The organism is Kitasatospora sp. NPDC003701 (genome assembly GCF_053587085.1).
The window spans coordinates 52,170-67,462 of record NZ_JBSFNM010000009.1 but is presented as its reverse complement, the minus strand read 5'-3'; the positions used below and the strand labels follow the sequence as shown (position 1 = coordinate 67,462).

Genomic DNA, 15,293 nt, shown 5'->3' with positions numbered 1-15,293 from the left:
GGAAGGTGCTCAGCGGGCCTTGCGGCGCGAGCCGGGACGGCGCTCGCTGGGCCGGTAGACCGGCTCGCCCGCCGCCGTCGCAGTGTCGCGGCGCCTGGCCCCGAAGTCTGCCAGGGCCTGGGCCAGCGCGGCCGCCGACGGCGCCGGGGCCATCACGTCGACCCGCAGGCCGTGCTCCTCGGCGGTCTTGGCGGTGGCCGGGCCGATGCAGGCGATGACCGTGACGTTGTGCGGCTTGCCGGCGATGCCGACCAGGTTCCGCACGGTCGAGGACGAGGTGAACAGCACCGCGTCGAAGCCGCCGCCCTTGATCGCCTCGCGGGTCTCGGCCGGCGGCGGCGAGGCGCGCACCGTCCGGTACGCCGTCACGTCGTCGACCTCCCAGCCCAGCTCGACCAGGCCGGCCACCAGGGTCTCGGTGGCGATGTCGGCGCGCGGCAGCAGCACCCGGTCGATCGGGTCGAACACCGGGTCGTACGGCGGCCAGTCCTCCAGCAGCCCGGCGGCGGACTGCTCGCCGGACGGCACGAGGTCCGGCTTCACGCCGAAGTCCACCAGGGCCTGCGCGGTGGTCTCGCCGACCGCCGCGACCTTGATCCCGGCGAAGGCCCGGGCGTCCAGGCCGTACTCCTCGAACTTCTCGCGGACGGCGCGCACCGCGTTCACCGAGGTGAAGGCGATCCACTCGTAGCGGCCGGTGACCAGGCCCTTGATCGCCCGCTCCATCTGCTGCGGGGTGCGCGGCGGCTCGACCGCGATGGTCGGCACCTCCTGCGGCACCGCGCCGTACGAGCGCAGCTGCTCGGAGAGGCCGGTGGCCTGCTCCTTGGTGCGCGGCACCAGCACGTTCCAGCCGAACAGCGGCTTGGTCTCGAACCACGAGTGCGAGGCGCGGTGCGCGACCTGCTCGCCCACCACGGCTATCACCGAGGTCGCCGGGTCCACCGGGGCGGAGACCGGCGAGGGCAGCACCCGGGCCACCTTGAGGTCCGCCGCGATGGTGGCCAGGGTGGCGGTGAAGGTGCGCTGGCGGGTGGTGGTGCCGGAGAGCGTCGCGCTGAGCGCCGACTCCGGCTTGCGGCCGTTGGAGACCAGCGCGTTGGCGGTGGCCGGCAGCTGGCCCAGCGTGGTGCGCACCACCAGGGTGGTCTCCGGCGCGCCCAGGTCCACCGGGCTGCCGGCGAGCAGCGCCGCGCCGTCCACGAAGCGGACGTCGGTGCCGCCCACGCCGCGCAGCGGGACACCCGCGTAGGCCGGGACGCCGACCGACTGGGCGACGCCCGGGATCACCTCGAAGTGGATGCCGTGGCCGGCGCAGCCGAGCATCTCCTCGGCGGCGCAGCCGTCCAGGCCGGGGTCGCCGTCGACGGTGCGGACCACGTGCTTGCCCGAGCGGACCGCCTCGGAGACCAGCGCGGCCAGGTCGAACTCGGGGCCCTCGGCGCCCGGGGTGTGCACCTGCACACCGGCCGGACAGTGGCTGCGCACGGCGGCGGCGGTGAGCGGGTCGGCGACCAGGATGTCGGCCGAGGCCAGCACCTCGACCGCGCGCAGGGTCAGCAGGCCCGGGTCCCCGGGGCCCGCGCCCAGGAAGGTGCACCGGCCCGCGGCGGGCGTCCCGCCCGGGAAGGGGCTGTCGGCCGGGAACGGCGTCTCGGTGGCGGCGGTGGGGCTCATCGGGCTCGCTCCCCCATCAGGGCGGCCGCGCCCGCGTCGAGCAGCCGGGCGGCCAGGGCGCGGCCGAGGGCCGCCGCCTGCTGCTCGGCGGTCTCGTCGAGGACGATCGGACCGTTGGCGGACATCTTCAGCAGGGTGGCGCCGTCGACCGTGCCGACCACGCCCTCCAGCTGCAGTTCGTACTCGTGGCCCCAGGTGGCCAGCGCGGCGACCGGTGCGGAGCAGCCGGCCTCCAGGGTGGCGAGCAGGGCACGCTCGGCGGCCACCGCGACCCGGGTGGGGGCGTGGTCGAGGGCCGACAGCGCGTCGGCCAGCTCACCGTCGGCGGTGGTGCACTCGATGGCGAGCGCACCCTGGCCGGGGGCCGGGATCATCAGCTCGGGGTCGAGGTGCTCGGTGATCTCGGCGGCGCGGCCGAGCCGTTTCAGACCGGCGGTGGCCAGCACCACCGCGTCCAGCTCGCCGGAGGACACGAAGCCGATCCGGGTGTCGACGTTGCCGCGGATCGCGACCGTCTCGATCCGGGCCCCTCGCTCGCGGGCCCAGGCGTTGAGCTGGGACATGCGGCGCGGGGAGCCGGTGCCGATCCGGGCGGCGCGGCCGGCGCCGGCCAGCTTCTCCACCAGCTCGCCCAGGGCGAGGCCCTCGCTCGCCACCAGGGCGTCGCGGACGTCCTCGCGCGCGGGGACGGCGGCCAGCACCAGGCCCTCGGGCTCGGCGGTGGGCAGGTCCTTCAGCGAGTGCACGGCGAAGTCGATCCGGCCCTCCAGCAGCGCGTCGCGCAGGGCGGAGACGAACACGCCGGTGCCGCCGATCTGCGCCAGCGCCTCCTTGGAGGTGTCGCCGTAGGTGGTGATCTCCACCAGCTCGACGGGGCGCCCGGTGACCCTGGTCACCTCGCGGGCGACCATGCCCGACTGGGCCATGGCGAGCGCGCTGCGCCGGGTGCCGAGCCGCAGTGCTGCGGTGGCGGCCGGGGCCTGGTCGGTGAGCGGTTGACCATTCATGAGGTGATCGTCCCGGTGGTACTCGTGGGATGGCTGACGGTTCATCTGGCGCCCCCGCCCGAGGGCTGCTGGGTGCCGATCGGGGTGCCCGAGACCGCGTGCACGGCCGCCGGGTCGAGGTCGAACAGCTCGCGCAGCGCGTCCGCGTAGGACGCGCCGCCCGGCTCGGCGGCAAGCTGCTTCACCCGCACGGTCGGGGCGTGCAGCAGCTTGTCGACGACACGGCGGACGGTCTGGGTGATCTCGGCGCGGGAGCGCTCGTCGAGGGCGGGCAGCCGCGAGTCGAGGCGGCCCAGCTCGGCGGCGACCACGTCGGAGGCCATCGCCCGCAGCGCCACCACGGTCGGGGCGATCCGGGCGGCCCGCTGGGCGGCCGCGAAGGCGGTGACCTCGTCGGCGACGATGCCGGAGACGGCGTCGACGTCCCCGGCGCCGGGGGTGGCGGCGTGGGCGTGCGAGAGGCTCTCCAGGTCGACCAGGAGCGCGCCGGGCAGCTCGTGCACGGCGTGGTCGACGTCGCGCGGCATGGCGAGGTCGAGCAGCGCCAGCGGGGTCGCGCCGGCCCGTGCGGTGACGGCGGCGGCGACGTCCTCGGCCCCGATCACCACGCCGGCCGCGCCGGTGCAGGAGATCACCAGGTCGACGTCGGCCAGCGCCTCGGGCACCTTGGCCAGCTCGATCGTCCGGGCCACGTCGGCGCCGAGGATCTCGACCAGGCGCTCGGCGCGCTCGGGCGTCCGGTTGGCGACCAGCAGATCGGTGACGCCGGAGCGGACCAGCGTGGCGGCGGCCAGCGAGCTCATCGAGCCGGCGCCGACCACCAGGGCCCGCTTGCCCGCGATCTCGCCCGCGCCGGCCGCGACCTGCTCCAGGCCGAAGGTCACCAGCGACTGGCCGGCCTTGTCGATGCCGGTCTCGCTGTGCGCCCGCTTGCCGACCCGCAGGGCCTGCTGGAACAGCTCGTTCAGACCGCGCCCGGCGGTGTGCTCCTCCTGGGCCTTGGCCAGCGCGTCGCGCAGCTGGCCGAGGATCTGCCCCTCACCGACCACCATCGAGTCCAGGCCGCAGGCCACCGAGAAGAGGTGGTGGACGGCGCGGTCCTCGTAGTGGACGTAGAGGTGGGAGGTCAGCTCCTCCAGGTCCACGCCGCTGTGGTGGGCCAGCAGCAGCGACAGCTCGGCGACGCCGGCGTGGAACTTGTCCACGTCCGCGTACAGCTCGATCCGGTTGCAGGTGTTCAGCAGCGCGGCCTCGGCGACGGTCGCGGTGGCCGCCGCGTCGTGCAGCAGCCGGGTCGGGACGTCACCGGTCAGCGCGGCGCGCTCCAGCACGCCGACCGGGGCGGTGCGATGGCTCAGTCCTACGACGAGGAGGCTCATGCCCGCCCCCCGGTGCCGTGGATCCCGGGGTTCGTGCGCCCGGACCGCTGCGCCGCACGGCCGCTTCGCACCACGCGCGCCTTTCCGATGGTTCGCTCGCTCACGCCGGCATCACCGCGGAGAGCTCGCCCTCGCCGCCGGCCTTGCCGGTCTTGCCCTTGGCCGGCGCCTCGCCGTCCTTGGCCGGCTCGGCGGCCGGACGGGCCTTGCCGCTGCCGCCCGCGGCGGCGCGGCGCAGCTTGGCCGCGGCCGCGCGGACCGGGCCGGGGGCGCGGTCCAGCACCGACTCGGTGCGGTCCGGCTCCTCGCCCGCCTTGCGCTGCTCGTGGAAGGCCAGGATCTGCAGCTCGATGGAGAGGTCCACCTTGCGCACGTCCACGCCGTCCGGGACGGTGAGCACCGTCGGGGCGAAGTTCAGGATGCTGGTCACGCCGGCCTCGACGAGGCGGTCGCAGACCTGCTGGGCGGCGCCGGGCGGGGTGGTGATCACACCGATGGAGACCTGCTGGTTCTCCACGATGGACTCCAGTTCGTCCATGTGGCGCACCGGCAGGCCGGCCGCGCTGCTGCCGACCACGGCCGGGTCGGCGTCCAGCAGGGCCGCCACCCGGAATCCGCGGGAGGCGAAGCCGCCGTAGTTGGCGAGCGCGTGGCCGAGGTTCCCGATGCCGACGATGACGACGGGCCAGTCCTGGGTCAGGCCGAGCTCGCGGGAGATCTGGTAGACGAGGTACTCGACGTCGTAGCCGACGCCGCGGGTCCCGTACGAGCCCAGGTAGGAGAAGTCCTTGCGCAGCTTCGCGGAGTTCACGCCGGCGGCGGCCGCCAGCTCCTCCGAGGAGACGGTCGGCACGGAACGCTCGGAGAGCGCGGTGAGTGCCCGCAGGTAGAGGGGAAGGCGGGCGACGGTCGCCTCCGGGATGCCCCGGGCACGCGAGGGTCGGCGCGCGGCGCCCTGGTCGGGCGTCTGCGAACTGCTCTGTGGTGATCGGCCGATTGCCACGGTGCTCCTGTGGGTGAAGCTGGGCTTTGGCAGCCAGGCTATGCGTTTGTGAACGTGTGCACAAAGATGGTGTCCGTTTTGTCCCCGCACAGTGATGCGCATCACGCCGACGAGTCCATAGCACCGGCCCGCGTCGGCACCGCCGCCGGGGGCTGTGCGCCGGGTGGCCGCTGACCGTACGGCGCCTCCCGGCGGAGCACCGGGACGTCCGTCCCCGAGGTGCGCGAGCGGGCCCGGCCCAGCCTCGGCCACGGCACCCGGGCCGCCTCGCGCAGCGGCGCCGCCCAGTCGTCGGGCGGGCAGGAGGGCGCCCCCAGGCAGTGCCGGAGCAGCCCGGCGGTGGCCCGGGCGTCCCCCAGCGCGGTGTGGGCCGGGAACCGGCCGAGCCCGGCCGCCTCCGCACAGGCCGCCAGGCCGAAGCCGCCCGCCTCCGACAGGTGCGCCCGGGCCAGCCGCATCGTGCAGAGCAGCGGGACGGACGGCAGCACCACCCCGATCCGGGCGAACTCGCGATCGAGGAAGGCGTGGTCGCAGGTGACGTGGTGGCCGACCAGCACCCGGCCGGCCAGCAGCTCCAGCAGCCGCGGCGCGATCTCGCGGAACCGGGGGGCGCCCTCGACGTCGGCCTGGGCTATCCGGTGCACATGGGTGGGGCCGACCGGGCCCGCCGGGTCCAGCAGGGTGCAGAACTCGGCCTCGGGGCGGAGCCCCTCGTCCAGCAGCACGACCGCGACCTCGACCACCCGGTGGCGCCACGGGCTGCGGCCGGTCGTCTCCACGTCCACCACCGCGAAGCCCCCGGCCGCCGGCGCGGCGGCGGGCGTCCCTGGGGTCGGGGCGGGAAGCATGGCGGCACTCCTCGTGTGCTCAGCCCCCCACGGGCGCAAACGAGTTCGATCGTAAGCCGACGAACGGCGCCGCTCCCAGGCCCGCTCCGGGATTCTTCACAACGATTCGGCGAACCGCCCCCGCCGGTCGGCGGGGCCGGTCCGCCGGGGCGCGCGGCCCGGCCCGGCGGCCTCAGGCCCCGAGGGCGGTGCGCAGGCGGCGCTCGTCGACCCGCCAGAAGTCGTGCTGGCGGCCGTCGATCAGGGTGACCGGAATCTGCTCCCAGTAGGTGCGGTACAGCTCCTCGTCCTGCGTGATGTCCTTCTCCTCGAAGGTCGCGCCCAGCTCGCCGGTCACCCGGACGATCACCTCCCGGGCGTCGTCGCAGAGGTGGCAGCCCGGCTTGCCGACCAGGGTCACGGTGCGGTCGGCCGGCTTCGGGCTCTGGTTCTTGTCACGTCGCAGCAGTGGGCTCACCCGGCCATTGTGCGCCCGCCTCACACCGGCCCGCCCCGGTGGCCCGGCGGGGCGCCGTCCGGCCGCGGGGCCGGCGGGCGGCCGTTCGGCCCCCGGCGCCGGGCAGGCGCTGTTCACCCCGTGGGCACGCCGCCGTCACGGCTCCTCCCGGCCCGGCTGGCTATGCTCGGTGACATGGCCGTGCTCCGAAGGCTCACCCAGTCAAGGCGTTCCACCACCGAGCGGAGCGCCCTGGCCGGCGAGGCTGCGGCCGAGGCCGCGGAGGCCGCCCTGCGGGCCGCGCCGGACGCCCCGAGCACCCCCGACGCCCCGAGCGCTCCGGCCGACCGGGACACCCCGGGCACCGCGGGCACCCCGGCCGACCCGGACGCCTCCGGCGGGCGGGCCGCGACGGCCGCCGCGCCCGACCGGGCCGCGAAGGCCCCCAAGGCGCCCGCCGAGAACCACACCCCCGAGCGGGACGACCCGCGCGCCGCCGCCTTCTTCGACTGCGACAACACCATCCTGCGCGGCGCCGCGATCTTCTACCTCGGGGTCGGCCTCTACCGCCGCGGCTTCCTCACCCGCCGCGACATCGCCCGGTTCGCCTGGCAGCAGGCCTGGTTCCGGCTGCACGGCACCGAGGACCCGGACCACATGGCCGACGCCCAGCACACCGCGCTCGGCCTGGTCGCCGGGAAGCGCACCGCCGACCTCGAAGCCATCTGCGAGGAGGTCTTCGAAGAGGTCATCGCCGAGAAGATCTGGCCCGGCACCCGCGCCCTGGTCCAGATGCACCTGGAGGCCGGCCAGCGGGTCTGGCTCGTCACCGCCGCCCCGCTGGAGGTGGCCCGGATCATCGCCCGGCGGCTCGGCATGACCGGCGCGCTCGGCACCGTCGCCGAGGCCCGCGGCGGCCTGTACACCGGCCGGCTGGTCGGCGAACTGCTGCACGGGCCCGCCAAGGCGGCCGCCGTCCGCTCGCTGGCCCGCCGCGAGCGGCTCGACCTGGACCGCTGCGCCGCGTACAGCGACTCGGCCAACGACATCCCGATGCTCTCGCTGGTCGGCCACCCGTACGTGGTGAACCCGGACGGCGCGCTGCGCCGGCACGCCCGGGCCCAGGGCTGGCGGGTACGGGACTTCCGGACCGGGCGGAAGGCGGCCCGGGTGGGCCTGCCGGCCGCCGCCGCGCTCGGCGTGGCCGCCGGGGCGACGGCCGCCGGGATCGCCCTGCACCGCCGCCACCGCGCCTGAGGCCACGCCCGGCGCCACACCCGGGCCGACGCCCCCTGAGCGGGTGACCGACCGTCAATCCGTACACCGAACAGGGCGCCCGTACGGGCTAACTGCCCTCCGCCGATGGTGAGTCCGGAGCGCCCGACCGAACCTGTCACCCGGTGACTGGTTCTGATCGTTCGTCAGACGGGGAAAGTCAGGGGTTACCGAGGCCAACCATGGGGAAACCCGCCGTCAGACCGCCGAATTGGTCACCCGGTGCACCTGTTCGATCACGTTGAGCCGGATGAACGATGACACGTTCGGTCAGTGTCAGCCGAATATGCACGCCATGTGGATCCCAAACGACCACTTCGACCACACGGTGTAGCTGTCATTGCACAAAGCGTTATTCTCTCCTGGATGCACGTCACCCACGCACCCCGCTCGAACGGGCGGCGCGGGCGTGCTCTCCGCGCAGGCGGAGGTGATCCGTCCACAGTTCTGCCTCTGGGAGTCCCGTGTACCCACCCGTCCGGAACGACGCGCCTGCACCCTCCCGCCCGTCGCCCTCCCCCCTGCGCTCCCGCACCAGCCTGCGCGGCCGCCCGGCCTCGGCCCGCCAGATCTCCACCGGCCTGGAGCTGTTGCGCACCCTGCTCCGCAGCCAACTCGTCACCTCACCCCAACTGGTGCCCGTCGGCGCCCCGCTCGGCCACCAGCCGCAGCCGGCCGGCCTGGCCCTGCGCACCACCGCGGCCGGCTCCGCCGGAACCGGCTCGCGCGGGCGGACCGGAGCCACCGGCAGCACCGGCCGGAGCCGGGCGCGGACGGCCCCGGCCCCCGGCTTCGAGACCGAGCACAACCCGATCATGGAGCTGGTCGAGCGGGCCCAGGCCGGCGAGAGCGACGCCTTCGGCAGCCTCTACGACCACTACGCGGACACCGTCTACCGCTACATCTACTACCGGGTGGGCAGCCGGGCCACCGCCGAGGACCTCACCAGCGAGACCTTCCTGCGCGCGCTGCGCCGGATCGGCACGTTCACCTGGCAGGGCCGCGACTTCGGCGCCTGGCTGGTGACCATCGCCCGCAACCTGGTGGCCGACCACTTCAAGTCCAGCCGGTTCCGGCTGGAGGTCACCACCGGGGAGATGCTCGACTCCAACGAGTGCGAACGCAGCCCCGAGGACTCGGTGTTGGAGTCGCTCTCCAACGCGGCCCTGCTGGACGCGGTGCGGCGGCTCAACCCGCAGCAGCAGGAGTGCGTCACGCTCCGCTTCCTGCAGGGGCTCTCGGTGGCCGAGACGGCCCGGATCATGGGCAAGAACGAGGGCGCCATCAAGACCCTCCAGTACCGCGCGGTGCGGACGCTGGCCCGCCTGCTGCCGCCCGACGCGCGGTGAGCGGGCAGGTGACCGGGGGCGGCGGTGCGGACGGCACCGGCGAGATATCCGGTGGACCGTCACCGACGGCGGCGGTCCGACACGTCCGGGTGAACGGTCGATCCGATGATCAGCCGTGCGTAACCGACCGCCCGCACCGCTCGTTGGCCAGCGTGCAAGCCTCCACCAGGCGTACGGTCAAGTCGAATTGCGACCTCTCACCCGATGGAGTGGCTTTGGCCCGCCGAGGCAACCGTCCGGCAGGCCGGGGTGTCGACAACGACGAAGGGAGGTGTGGCCCGTGACGGCAAACGTGCTGGAGCACCGGCGGGCGAAGGCCTTCGCCGAGGCGCTGGAGGCCCACCAGGCAGAGGAACGCGGCGCCGCCAGTGCCGGAGCGGCCAACACCGCTTCCAGCGGCGCCGGTTCGGCCGCGATGGCGGAGCTGGTCGGCATGGTCGGCGCACTCGGCGCGCTGCCCGGACCGGCGCTGGACCGGGAGGTCCGAACGGTCCAACGCGCCCAGCTGATGGCCGCGTTCGAGCAGGCCTTCGCCGGCGGACCGGGCGCTGCGGTGCCCCGCCAGCGCGGGCACCGGGCGATCCGGACGGCTCCGCGCGGCCGCTGGAGCCGCCGCTTCGCGATCGGCGGCCTGGTCGCCGGGCTCGCCGTCGGCAGCCTCGCGGGCGCGGCCGCCGCCAGCGCCAACGCCCTCCCCGGGGACACGCTGTACGGCATGAAGCGCGGCCTGGAAGGGCTCCGGCTGGACCTCGCGGACTCCGACAGCGAGCGCGGCGCGCTGCTGCTGGACAACGCCGCCACCCGGCTCGGCGAGGCGAAGAGCCTGGTCGGCCGGACGGACGCGGCCGGCTCGCTCAGCCCGGGCACCGTCGACCAGGTCCGCAGGGCGCTCGACGACATGCACGCCGACGCCCTCAAGGGCCGCGACCTGCTGCGCTCGGTCTACCGCAGCAACGGCTCGCTGGACCCGATGCGCGCCCTGGCCGGCTTCGCCCAGGACGAGGACGGCCACTGGACGGAGCTGCAGAGCCGGCTGCCCGTCCAGCTGACCTCCCAGGCGCACCTGGTGGACCAGCTGTTCGACGACATAAGCGAGGACGTCGCGCCCCTGCGGCTGGCCCAGCCCCCCGCCAAGAGCGGTGGACCGGCCGGCGGCGGGGCGGGCGGCGCGGCGAACCCGGCCGACGGCACCTCCCCGGCCGACACTCCGGCCGTCGGCGGGAACGCCGCACCGGGTGCCGGACCGGCCCAGGGCGGCGGCACGGGCGGTGCGAACGGCGGCAGGCCCGGCAGCACCGAGCGGGCGCCGTCCGCCGGGGCGAGCACGCCCGGCACCGGCGGCAGCGGCGGCGCGCCCAGCAGCGCACCGAGCAACCCGGCGGGCGCGGTCGGCGGGCTGGTCGACAACCTCACCAGCGGGCTGACCGGCCCGAAGCCCTCGCCGAGCGCGGACCCCGCGCCGGACCAGGCGGCCCCGCGGCCGTCCGGTGCGCCGAGCACGGCTCCCGGCGCCGCTCCGCAGGGCGTCGAGGTGCCGCCGCTGATCCCCGGGCTGCTGCCCGGCCTGCGGATCCTCGGCGGCTGAGCCGGCCGGGACGGTCGCACGCTGAGGGGCCCCGGCGGATCCGCCGGGGCCCCTCAGCGTGCCGGGACGAAGCCGCCGGGACGGACCCGCTCGGTCGGACTCAGCAGAAGCGGCTGACTCAGAAGAACACCGAACGCCGCTGCACCAGCAGCTTGTAGAGGGTGTGCTGGATGGTCTCCCGCACCTCGTCGGCGAGGTCGAAGACCAGCATCGGGTCGTCCGCCGCCTCCACCGGGTGCCCGTCGGTGGCGATCGGCTCGCCGAACTGGATGGTCCACTTGGTCGGCAGCGGCACCGCGCCGAGCGGCCCGAGCCACGGGAAGGTCGGCGTGACCGGCACGTACGGCAGCCCCAGCAGCCGGGCCAGCGTCCGGAAGTTGCCGATCATCGGGTAGGTCTCCTCCGCCCCGACGATCGAGCAGGGCACGATCGGCACCCGGGCCCGCAGCGCCGAGGAGACGAAGCCGCCGCGGCCGAACCGCTGCAGCTTGTACCGCTCGGAGAAGGGCTTGCCGATGCCCTTGAAGCCCTCCGGCCAGACCCCGACCAGCTCGCCGCGCTCCAGCAGCGCCTGGGCGTCCTCGTTGCAGGCCAGCGTGTGGCCGGCCTTGCGGGCCAGCTCGTTGATGCCGGGCAGGACGAACACCAGGTCGGCGGCGAGCATCCGCAGGTGCCGCCGGCTCGGGTGGTGGTCGTGGATGGCGACCTGGGTCATCAGGGCGTCCAGCGGGATCGTCCCCGAGTGGTTGGCGACGATCAGCGCGCCGCCCTCGGCCGGGATGTTCTCGATCCCGCGCACCTCGACCCGGAAGTACTTCTCGGCGAGCGGGCGCAGCAGCGCGAGCAGCACCTCGTCGGTGAGCTCGCGGTCGAAGCCGAACTCGTCCACCTCGTAGTCGCCGGTGATCCGGCGGCGCAGGAAGGCGAGGCCCTCGGCGGCCCGGCCCTCCCAGCCCTTGCCGAAGAGCCGGGTGGCGGTCGGGCCGAGCCGCCCGGCCAGCGCCCCGCCGACGGCGTCGGCGAGCTGGTCGGCCAGGCCGGCGGGCCGGTCGGGCTCGCTCCAGCTCGGCGCGGACTCGATCGGGATGACCTTGGCCTCGCCCGGCGCGTTCTCGGCAGCGGCACTCATCGCGGGTTCAGCTCCTGGGTCGGCTTGGGTGCGAACGGGCGGCCGGCGCGTACTCCGGCCCGAGCAGCGCGGCCAGCCCGTCGGTGACGGCGGTCAGCCGCGCGGGCGGCAGCAGGCCGGCGGACTGGGCGGCGGCGAAGTCGGCGAAGGCCTCCGGGGTGGTGAACCGCGGCCGGTACCCGAAGGTCTCGCGCAGCCGGGTGGTGTCCACGACCCGGCCGTGGGTCAGCAGCCGCAGCTGCTCGGGCGAGAAGTCGACCATCCTGGTCTGCCGGGCCACCGCCGCCATCCAGCTGATCGCGGGCAGCAGCAGCGGCAGGGTCGGCCGGCCGAGCCGGCGGGCGCACTGGGAGAGCAGCAGGACGCCCTCCCCCGCCACGTTGAAGGTGCCGGTGTTGACGGTGTCCGGCTCCGGGGGCCGCGCCGCCCGGCAGAGCACCGCGACGACGTCGTCCTCGTGGGCGAACTGCAGCCGGGGGTCGTACCCGAGGACGGTGGGCAGCACCGGCAGCGCGAAGTACTCGCCGAGCGGGGTGTCCGCGCCGGGGCCGACGATGTTGGCGAACCGCAGCACCGTCACCGCGACGTCGGGGCGGCGCCGGGCGAAGCCGCGGACGTAGCCCTCGACCTCCACCGCGTCCTTGGCGAAGCCGCCGCCCGGCAGGTTCTTGGGCTGGGTCCGCTCGGTGAACACGGCCGGGTCGCGCGGTGCCGAGCCGTACACACCGGTGGTCGACTTCACCACCAGCCGGCGCACGCCGGGCGCCTTCTGGCAGGCGCCGAGCAGCTGCATGGTGCCGATGACGTTGGACTCCTTGACCGAGGAGCGGTTCGTGGAGCCCAGTCCGGTGGCGCTGACGGCGAGGTGGACGACGGTGTCGACCCGGTGCTCGGCGATCACCCGGGCGACCGCCGGGCGGCGCAGGTCCAGCTGCTGGAAGCGGTAGGGGGCGGCGGGCCCGTCCGGTTCCTCGACGGGGTGCCGGGGCGGCTGCACGTCCACGCCGACCACCAGGTCGACGCCGGGCCGGCGGCGGATCTCCGCGACGAACCGGGCACCGAGGTGGCGGGCCACGCCGGTGACGAGCACGACCATGCCCACAGTGCTGCACCCCATTCCTCGGCCTGAAGCGGCCCTGCGTGCACCGTACCGCGCCGCCACATCGGGCCGTGAAACGACACCGCCCGCCCAGGCCACGAGGGCCTGGACGGGCGGTGGAAGCGCCGGGCGCGCAGCTGCGCGGCGGGCGCTTACTTCTTGTTGCGACGCTGCACGCGGGTGCGCTTCAGAAGCTTGCGGTGCTTCTTCTTGGCCATACGCTTGCGACGCTTCTTGATGACAGAGCCCACGGAACAACCCTCGCTCACTGAGACTCCCGTCCGTGAGAGACGGAGTCCATACGACTGACGGAGGGCCTAGCCTACCGTCCGCGCGGCCAGGGCCGTAATCGTGCTCCCCGGACCGGGAAACTCGCGGGAAATCTGCGGCAAACGGGTGCGGGGTCCACCGGCTGTGGACCCCGCCCCCGTCAGCCCGCCCTACGCGCTCTCGAGCCGCACGTAGGACTCCTTGAGGTACTCGTGCACCGCCTGCTGGGGCACCCGGAAGGACCGACCGACCCGGATGGCCGGCAGCTCTCCGCTGTGCACCAGGCGGTACACCGTCATCTTGGACACCCGCATGACCGCAGCCACCTCGGCCACGGTCAGGAAGACGACTTCCTGCAGGGGGCGTTCGCCGGAACTCATGACCATCACCCGACCCTTACCCGTGTGCAAGGCACCGGCTTCCCCTCCGGTGACTCCACCGGCACACGTGTATCCCCAGAGTAGTTATGGGTGGTACCAGTGGGAAGAGGGGGAAGCCCAGTCCTCGTACGGTGAGAGATAGTCCTGTTGCAGTACGTAGTCGATCCGCGATCTGTCGCAGTGGGCGTGCGCACCGCCGCGCGCCTCCACAACCGGGGGCCGGGATTCAGGGCAGCAGGCCGTGGTGCGGCAGGACGGCGCGGCGGCTGGCCAGGATCGCCTGGTCGAGGCGGTCGGCCGGATCGTATCCCGCGTCGAAGTCCCGCCAGGCCGGCCGGGCGCCGTCGGTCATCCGCAGCGGCGCCGGGCGGCGGGTGCGGCGGTAGACCTCGGCGCGCCAGGCCTCCGGCGTCTCGGTGGCCGGGTCGACGGGCCGCCCGGCGGCGGTGGCGACCAGGTGGGTCCAGGTCCTCGGGACGACGTCCACGACGGCGTAGCCGCCCCCGCCCAGGGCGATCCAGCGGCCGTCGGCGTGCTCGTGGGCCAGCGCGTGCAGCTCCTCGGCGATCAGCCGCTGGGCGTCCACGGTGACGGCGAGGTGGGCGAGCGGGTCCTCCAGGTGGGTGTCCGCGCCGTGCTGGGTGACCAGGACCTGCGGGCGGAAGGCGGCCAGCAGTTCGGGCACCAGGGCGTGGAAGGCGCGCAGCCAGCCGGAGTCGCCGGTGCCGGCGGGCAGCGGCAGGTTGGCGGCGGAACCGGGCGCGGCCGGGCCCCCGGTCTCGGTGGCCCAGCCGGTCTGCGGGAAGAGCGTGGCGGGGTGCTCGTGCAGCGAGACGGTGAGCACCCGGGGGTCGTCCCAGAACGCCTGCTGGACGCCGTCGCCGTGGTGGACGTCCACATCGACGTAGGCGACCCGCTCGGCGCCGAGTTCGAGCAGCCGGGCGATGGCGAGCGCGGGGTCGTTGTAGATGCAGAAGCCGGACGCCCGGCCGGGCATCGCGTGGTGCAGCCCGCCCGCGAAGTTGACGGCGTGCGGGGTCTCGCCGCGCCAGACGGCCTCGGCGGCGGCGACCGACTGCCCGGCGATCAGCGCGGAGGCGGAGTGCACGGCCGGGAAGGCCCAGTTGTCGTCGGTGCCGAGCCCGTGCCGCTGGTCCACCTCGTCGGGGTGGGCGGCGGCGTGCTTGACCGCCTCGACGTACGCGCGGGTGTGCACCAGCCGCAGGGTGGAGTCACCGGCGGGCGGTGCGGACCGGACGGTGACGCCCGGTCCGGTGTTCAGCCCGAGGGACTCCACCAGGCGCATGGTGAGCGCCAGCCGGTCCGGGTCCATCGGGTGGCCGGGACCAAAGTCGTAGGCGGTGACCGCCTCGTCCCAGAAGAGGTGCAGGCCGCAGGGGGTGTCACGCTCGGCTTCGGGCATGGCGTCCACGGTAGTGCGTGCGCGCGGCCCGCCGGCCGCCAGGTCGCACCCCGGGGCGGCCCGGCGCTACCCCCGGGAGAGCCGGGCGGCGGGGCGGGGCGCGGGGGCCGGCGCGGCCCCGGTACGGCCCGCCAGGCGGCAGCCGAGGCAGTCGGGGTGGCCGCCCCGGGCGGCGGTGTCGCGGGTGCGCCAGTGCCGGCGGCCGACCGGACGGGGCCCGGTGGCCTTGCCCCGGCCCGCGAGGTGCAGCAGCCAGGCGGCGGGCGCCCCCGAGGCGGCGACGGCGAGGCCGGCCCAGAAGGCGGCGGCCGAGCCCGCCGCGAAGGCCACGCCGGCGACCGCGCTGCCGGCGATCGCGAGCGCCGCACCCGTCCAGCCGGCGACGGTGTGGCCCATGTCGTGCTCGTCGTGTGCGCCCATGTCTCCCTCTTTG

The 15,293-nt window shown here is 75.0% G+C and carries 15 protein-coding genes; 3 read left to right on the top strand and 12 right to left on the bottom strand.

The window, feature by feature from the left end:
- Positions 1–9: 9 nt before the first annotated feature.
- The 6 genes from ACWDRR_RS11290 to ACWDRR_RS11265 form a co-directional block, all read right to left on the bottom strand.
- Positions 10–1,677, bottom strand: coding sequence for a uroporphyrinogen-III synthase (locus ACWDRR_RS11290; protein ID WP_449771924.1), 1,668 nt, complete (start codon positions 1,675–1,677; stop codon positions 10–12).
- On the bottom strand, positions 1,674–2,684 hold the full coding sequence (gene hemC / locus ACWDRR_RS11285) for a hydroxymethylbilane synthase (RefSeq protein WP_449771923.1): 1,011 nt from the start codon (positions 2,682–2,684) through the stop codon (positions 1,674–1,676). Before hemC ends, ACWDRR_RS11290 begins: the two co-directional genes overlap by 4 nt.
- A 41-nt stretch (positions 2,685–2,725) precedes the next feature.
- Positions 2,726–4,063: a glutamyl-tRNA reductase gene (locus tag ACWDRR_RS11280; RefSeq protein ID WP_449771922.1), complete on the bottom strand. Its 1,338-nt coding sequence runs from the start codon at positions 4,061–4,063 to the stop codon at positions 2,726–2,728.
- A gap of 100 nt (positions 4,064–4,163) precedes the next feature.
- Entirely contained in the window at positions 4,164–5,066 is a 903-nt protein-coding gene (locus ACWDRR_RS11275; RefSeq protein ID WP_449771921.1) for a redox-sensing transcriptional repressor Rex, read from the bottom strand.
- 101 nt (positions 5,067–5,167) lie between these two features.
- Positions 5,168–5,914 carry a 3'-5' exonuclease gene (locus ACWDRR_RS11270; RefSeq protein WP_449771920.1) on the bottom strand — a complete coding sequence of 249 codons (747 nt, stop codon included), beginning with the start codon at positions 5,912–5,914 and terminating at the stop codon, positions 5,168–5,170.
- 172 nt (positions 5,915–6,086) lie between these two features.
- The gene (locus ACWDRR_RS11265) at positions 6,087–6,371 is read right to left on the bottom strand and encodes a glutaredoxin family protein (protein ID WP_449771919.1); all 285 of its coding nucleotides are present in this window, start codon (positions 6,369–6,371) and stop codon (positions 6,087–6,089) included.
- Positions 6,372–6,545: 174 nt separating this feature from the next.
- Between ACWDRR_RS11265 and ACWDRR_RS11260 the strand changes: the two genes are divergently transcribed.
- The 3 genes from ACWDRR_RS11260 (at position 6,546) to ACWDRR_RS11250 (ending at position 10,559) form a co-directional block, all read left to right on the top strand.
- Complete coding sequence (locus ACWDRR_RS11260) at positions 6,546–7,607, top strand: HAD family hydrolase (protein WP_449771918.1); 1,062 nt, start codon at positions 6,546–6,548, stop codon at positions 7,605–7,607.
- Positions 7,608–8,194: 587 nt separating this feature from the next.
- A complete protein-coding gene (locus tag ACWDRR_RS11255) occupies positions 8,195–8,974 on the top strand; it encodes an ECF subfamily RNA polymerase sigma factor, BldN family (RefSeq protein WP_449772055.1) in 780 nt (259 codons plus the stop codon).
- Positions 8,975–9,254: 280 nt separating this feature from the next.
- The gene (locus ACWDRR_RS11250; protein WP_449771917.1) at positions 9,255–10,559 is read left to right on the top strand and encodes a DUF5667 domain-containing protein; all 1,305 of its coding nucleotides are present in this window, start codon (positions 9,255–9,257) and stop codon (positions 10,557–10,559) included.
- A gap of 118 nt (positions 10,560–10,677) precedes the next feature.
- Here the strand turns inward: ACWDRR_RS11250 and ACWDRR_RS11245 are convergent, their stop codons facing one another.
- The 6 genes from ACWDRR_RS11245 to ACWDRR_RS11220 all read right to left on the bottom strand — a co-directional run bounded on the left by ACWDRR_RS11245 (position 10,678) and on the right by ACWDRR_RS11220 (position 15,280).
- Positions 10,678–11,688, bottom strand: coding sequence for a lysophospholipid acyltransferase family protein (locus ACWDRR_RS11245; protein WP_449771916.1), 1,011 nt, complete (start codon positions 11,686–11,688; stop codon positions 10,678–10,680).
- Positions 11,689–11,695: 7 nt separating this feature from the next.
- Positions 11,696–12,790, bottom strand: coding sequence for an NAD-dependent epimerase/dehydratase family protein (locus tag ACWDRR_RS11240; protein WP_449772054.1), 1,095 nt, complete (start codon positions 12,788–12,790; stop codon positions 11,696–11,698).
- A gap of 149 nt (positions 12,791–12,939) precedes the next feature.
- On the bottom strand, positions 12,940–13,038 hold the full coding sequence (locus ACWDRR_RS11235) for a 30S ribosomal protein bS22 (protein ID WP_003948845.1): 99 nt from the start codon (positions 13,036–13,038) through the stop codon (positions 12,940–12,942).
- A gap of 189 nt (positions 13,039–13,227) precedes the next feature.
- A complete protein-coding gene (locus ACWDRR_RS11230) occupies positions 13,228–13,437 on the bottom strand; it encodes a helix-turn-helix domain-containing protein (RefSeq protein WP_148644250.1) in 210 nt (69 codons plus the stop codon).
- A 226-nt stretch (positions 13,438–13,663) separates the two neighbouring features.
- Complete coding sequence (locus tag ACWDRR_RS11225) at positions 13,664–14,860, bottom strand: acetoin utilization protein AcuC (RefSeq protein WP_449771915.1); 1,197 nt, start codon at positions 14,858–14,860, stop codon at positions 13,664–13,666.
- 66 nt (positions 14,861–14,926) lie between these two features.
- On the bottom strand, positions 14,927–15,280 hold the full coding sequence (locus tag ACWDRR_RS11220) for an HGxxPAAW family protein (RefSeq protein WP_449771914.1): 354 nt from the start codon (positions 15,278–15,280) through the stop codon (positions 14,927–14,929).
- Between the last annotated feature and the right edge of the window lie 13 nt (positions 15,281–15,293).

Coding starts and splice junctions, on each gene's coding strand:
- ACWDRR_RS11290 (WP_449771924.1), bottom strand. CDS start 1,677: ATGAGCCCCACCGCCGCCACCGAGACGCCGTTCCCGGCCGACAGCCCC.
- hemC (WP_449771923.1), bottom strand. CDS start 2,684: ATGAATGGTCAACCGCTCACCGACCAGGCCCCGGCCGCCACCGCAGCA.
- ACWDRR_RS11280 (WP_449771922.1), bottom strand. CDS start 4,063: ATGAGCCTCCTCGTCGTAGGACTGAGCCATCGCACCGCCCCGGTCGGC.
- ACWDRR_RS11270 (WP_449771920.1), bottom strand. CDS start 5,914: ATGCTTCCCGCCCCGACCCCAGGGACGCCCGCCGCCGCGCCGGCGGCC.
- ACWDRR_RS11260 (WP_449771918.1), top strand. CDS start 6,546: ATGGCCGTGCTCCGAAGGCTCACCCAGTCAAGGCGTTCCACCACCGAG.
- ACWDRR_RS11245 (WP_449771916.1), bottom strand. CDS start 11,688: ATGAGTGCCGCTGCCGAGAACGCGCCGGGCGAGGCCAAGGTCATCCCG.
- ACWDRR_RS11230 (WP_148644250.1), bottom strand. CDS start 13,437: ATGAGTTCCGGCGAACGCCCCCTGCAGGAAGTCGTCTTCCTGACCGTG.
- ACWDRR_RS11225 (WP_449771915.1), bottom strand. CDS start 14,860: ATGCCCGAAGCCGAGCGTGACACCCCCTGCGGCCTGCACCTCTTCTGG.
- ACWDRR_RS11220 (WP_449771914.1), bottom strand. CDS start 15,280: ATGGGCGCACACGACGAGCACGACATGGGCCACACCGTCGCCGGCTGG.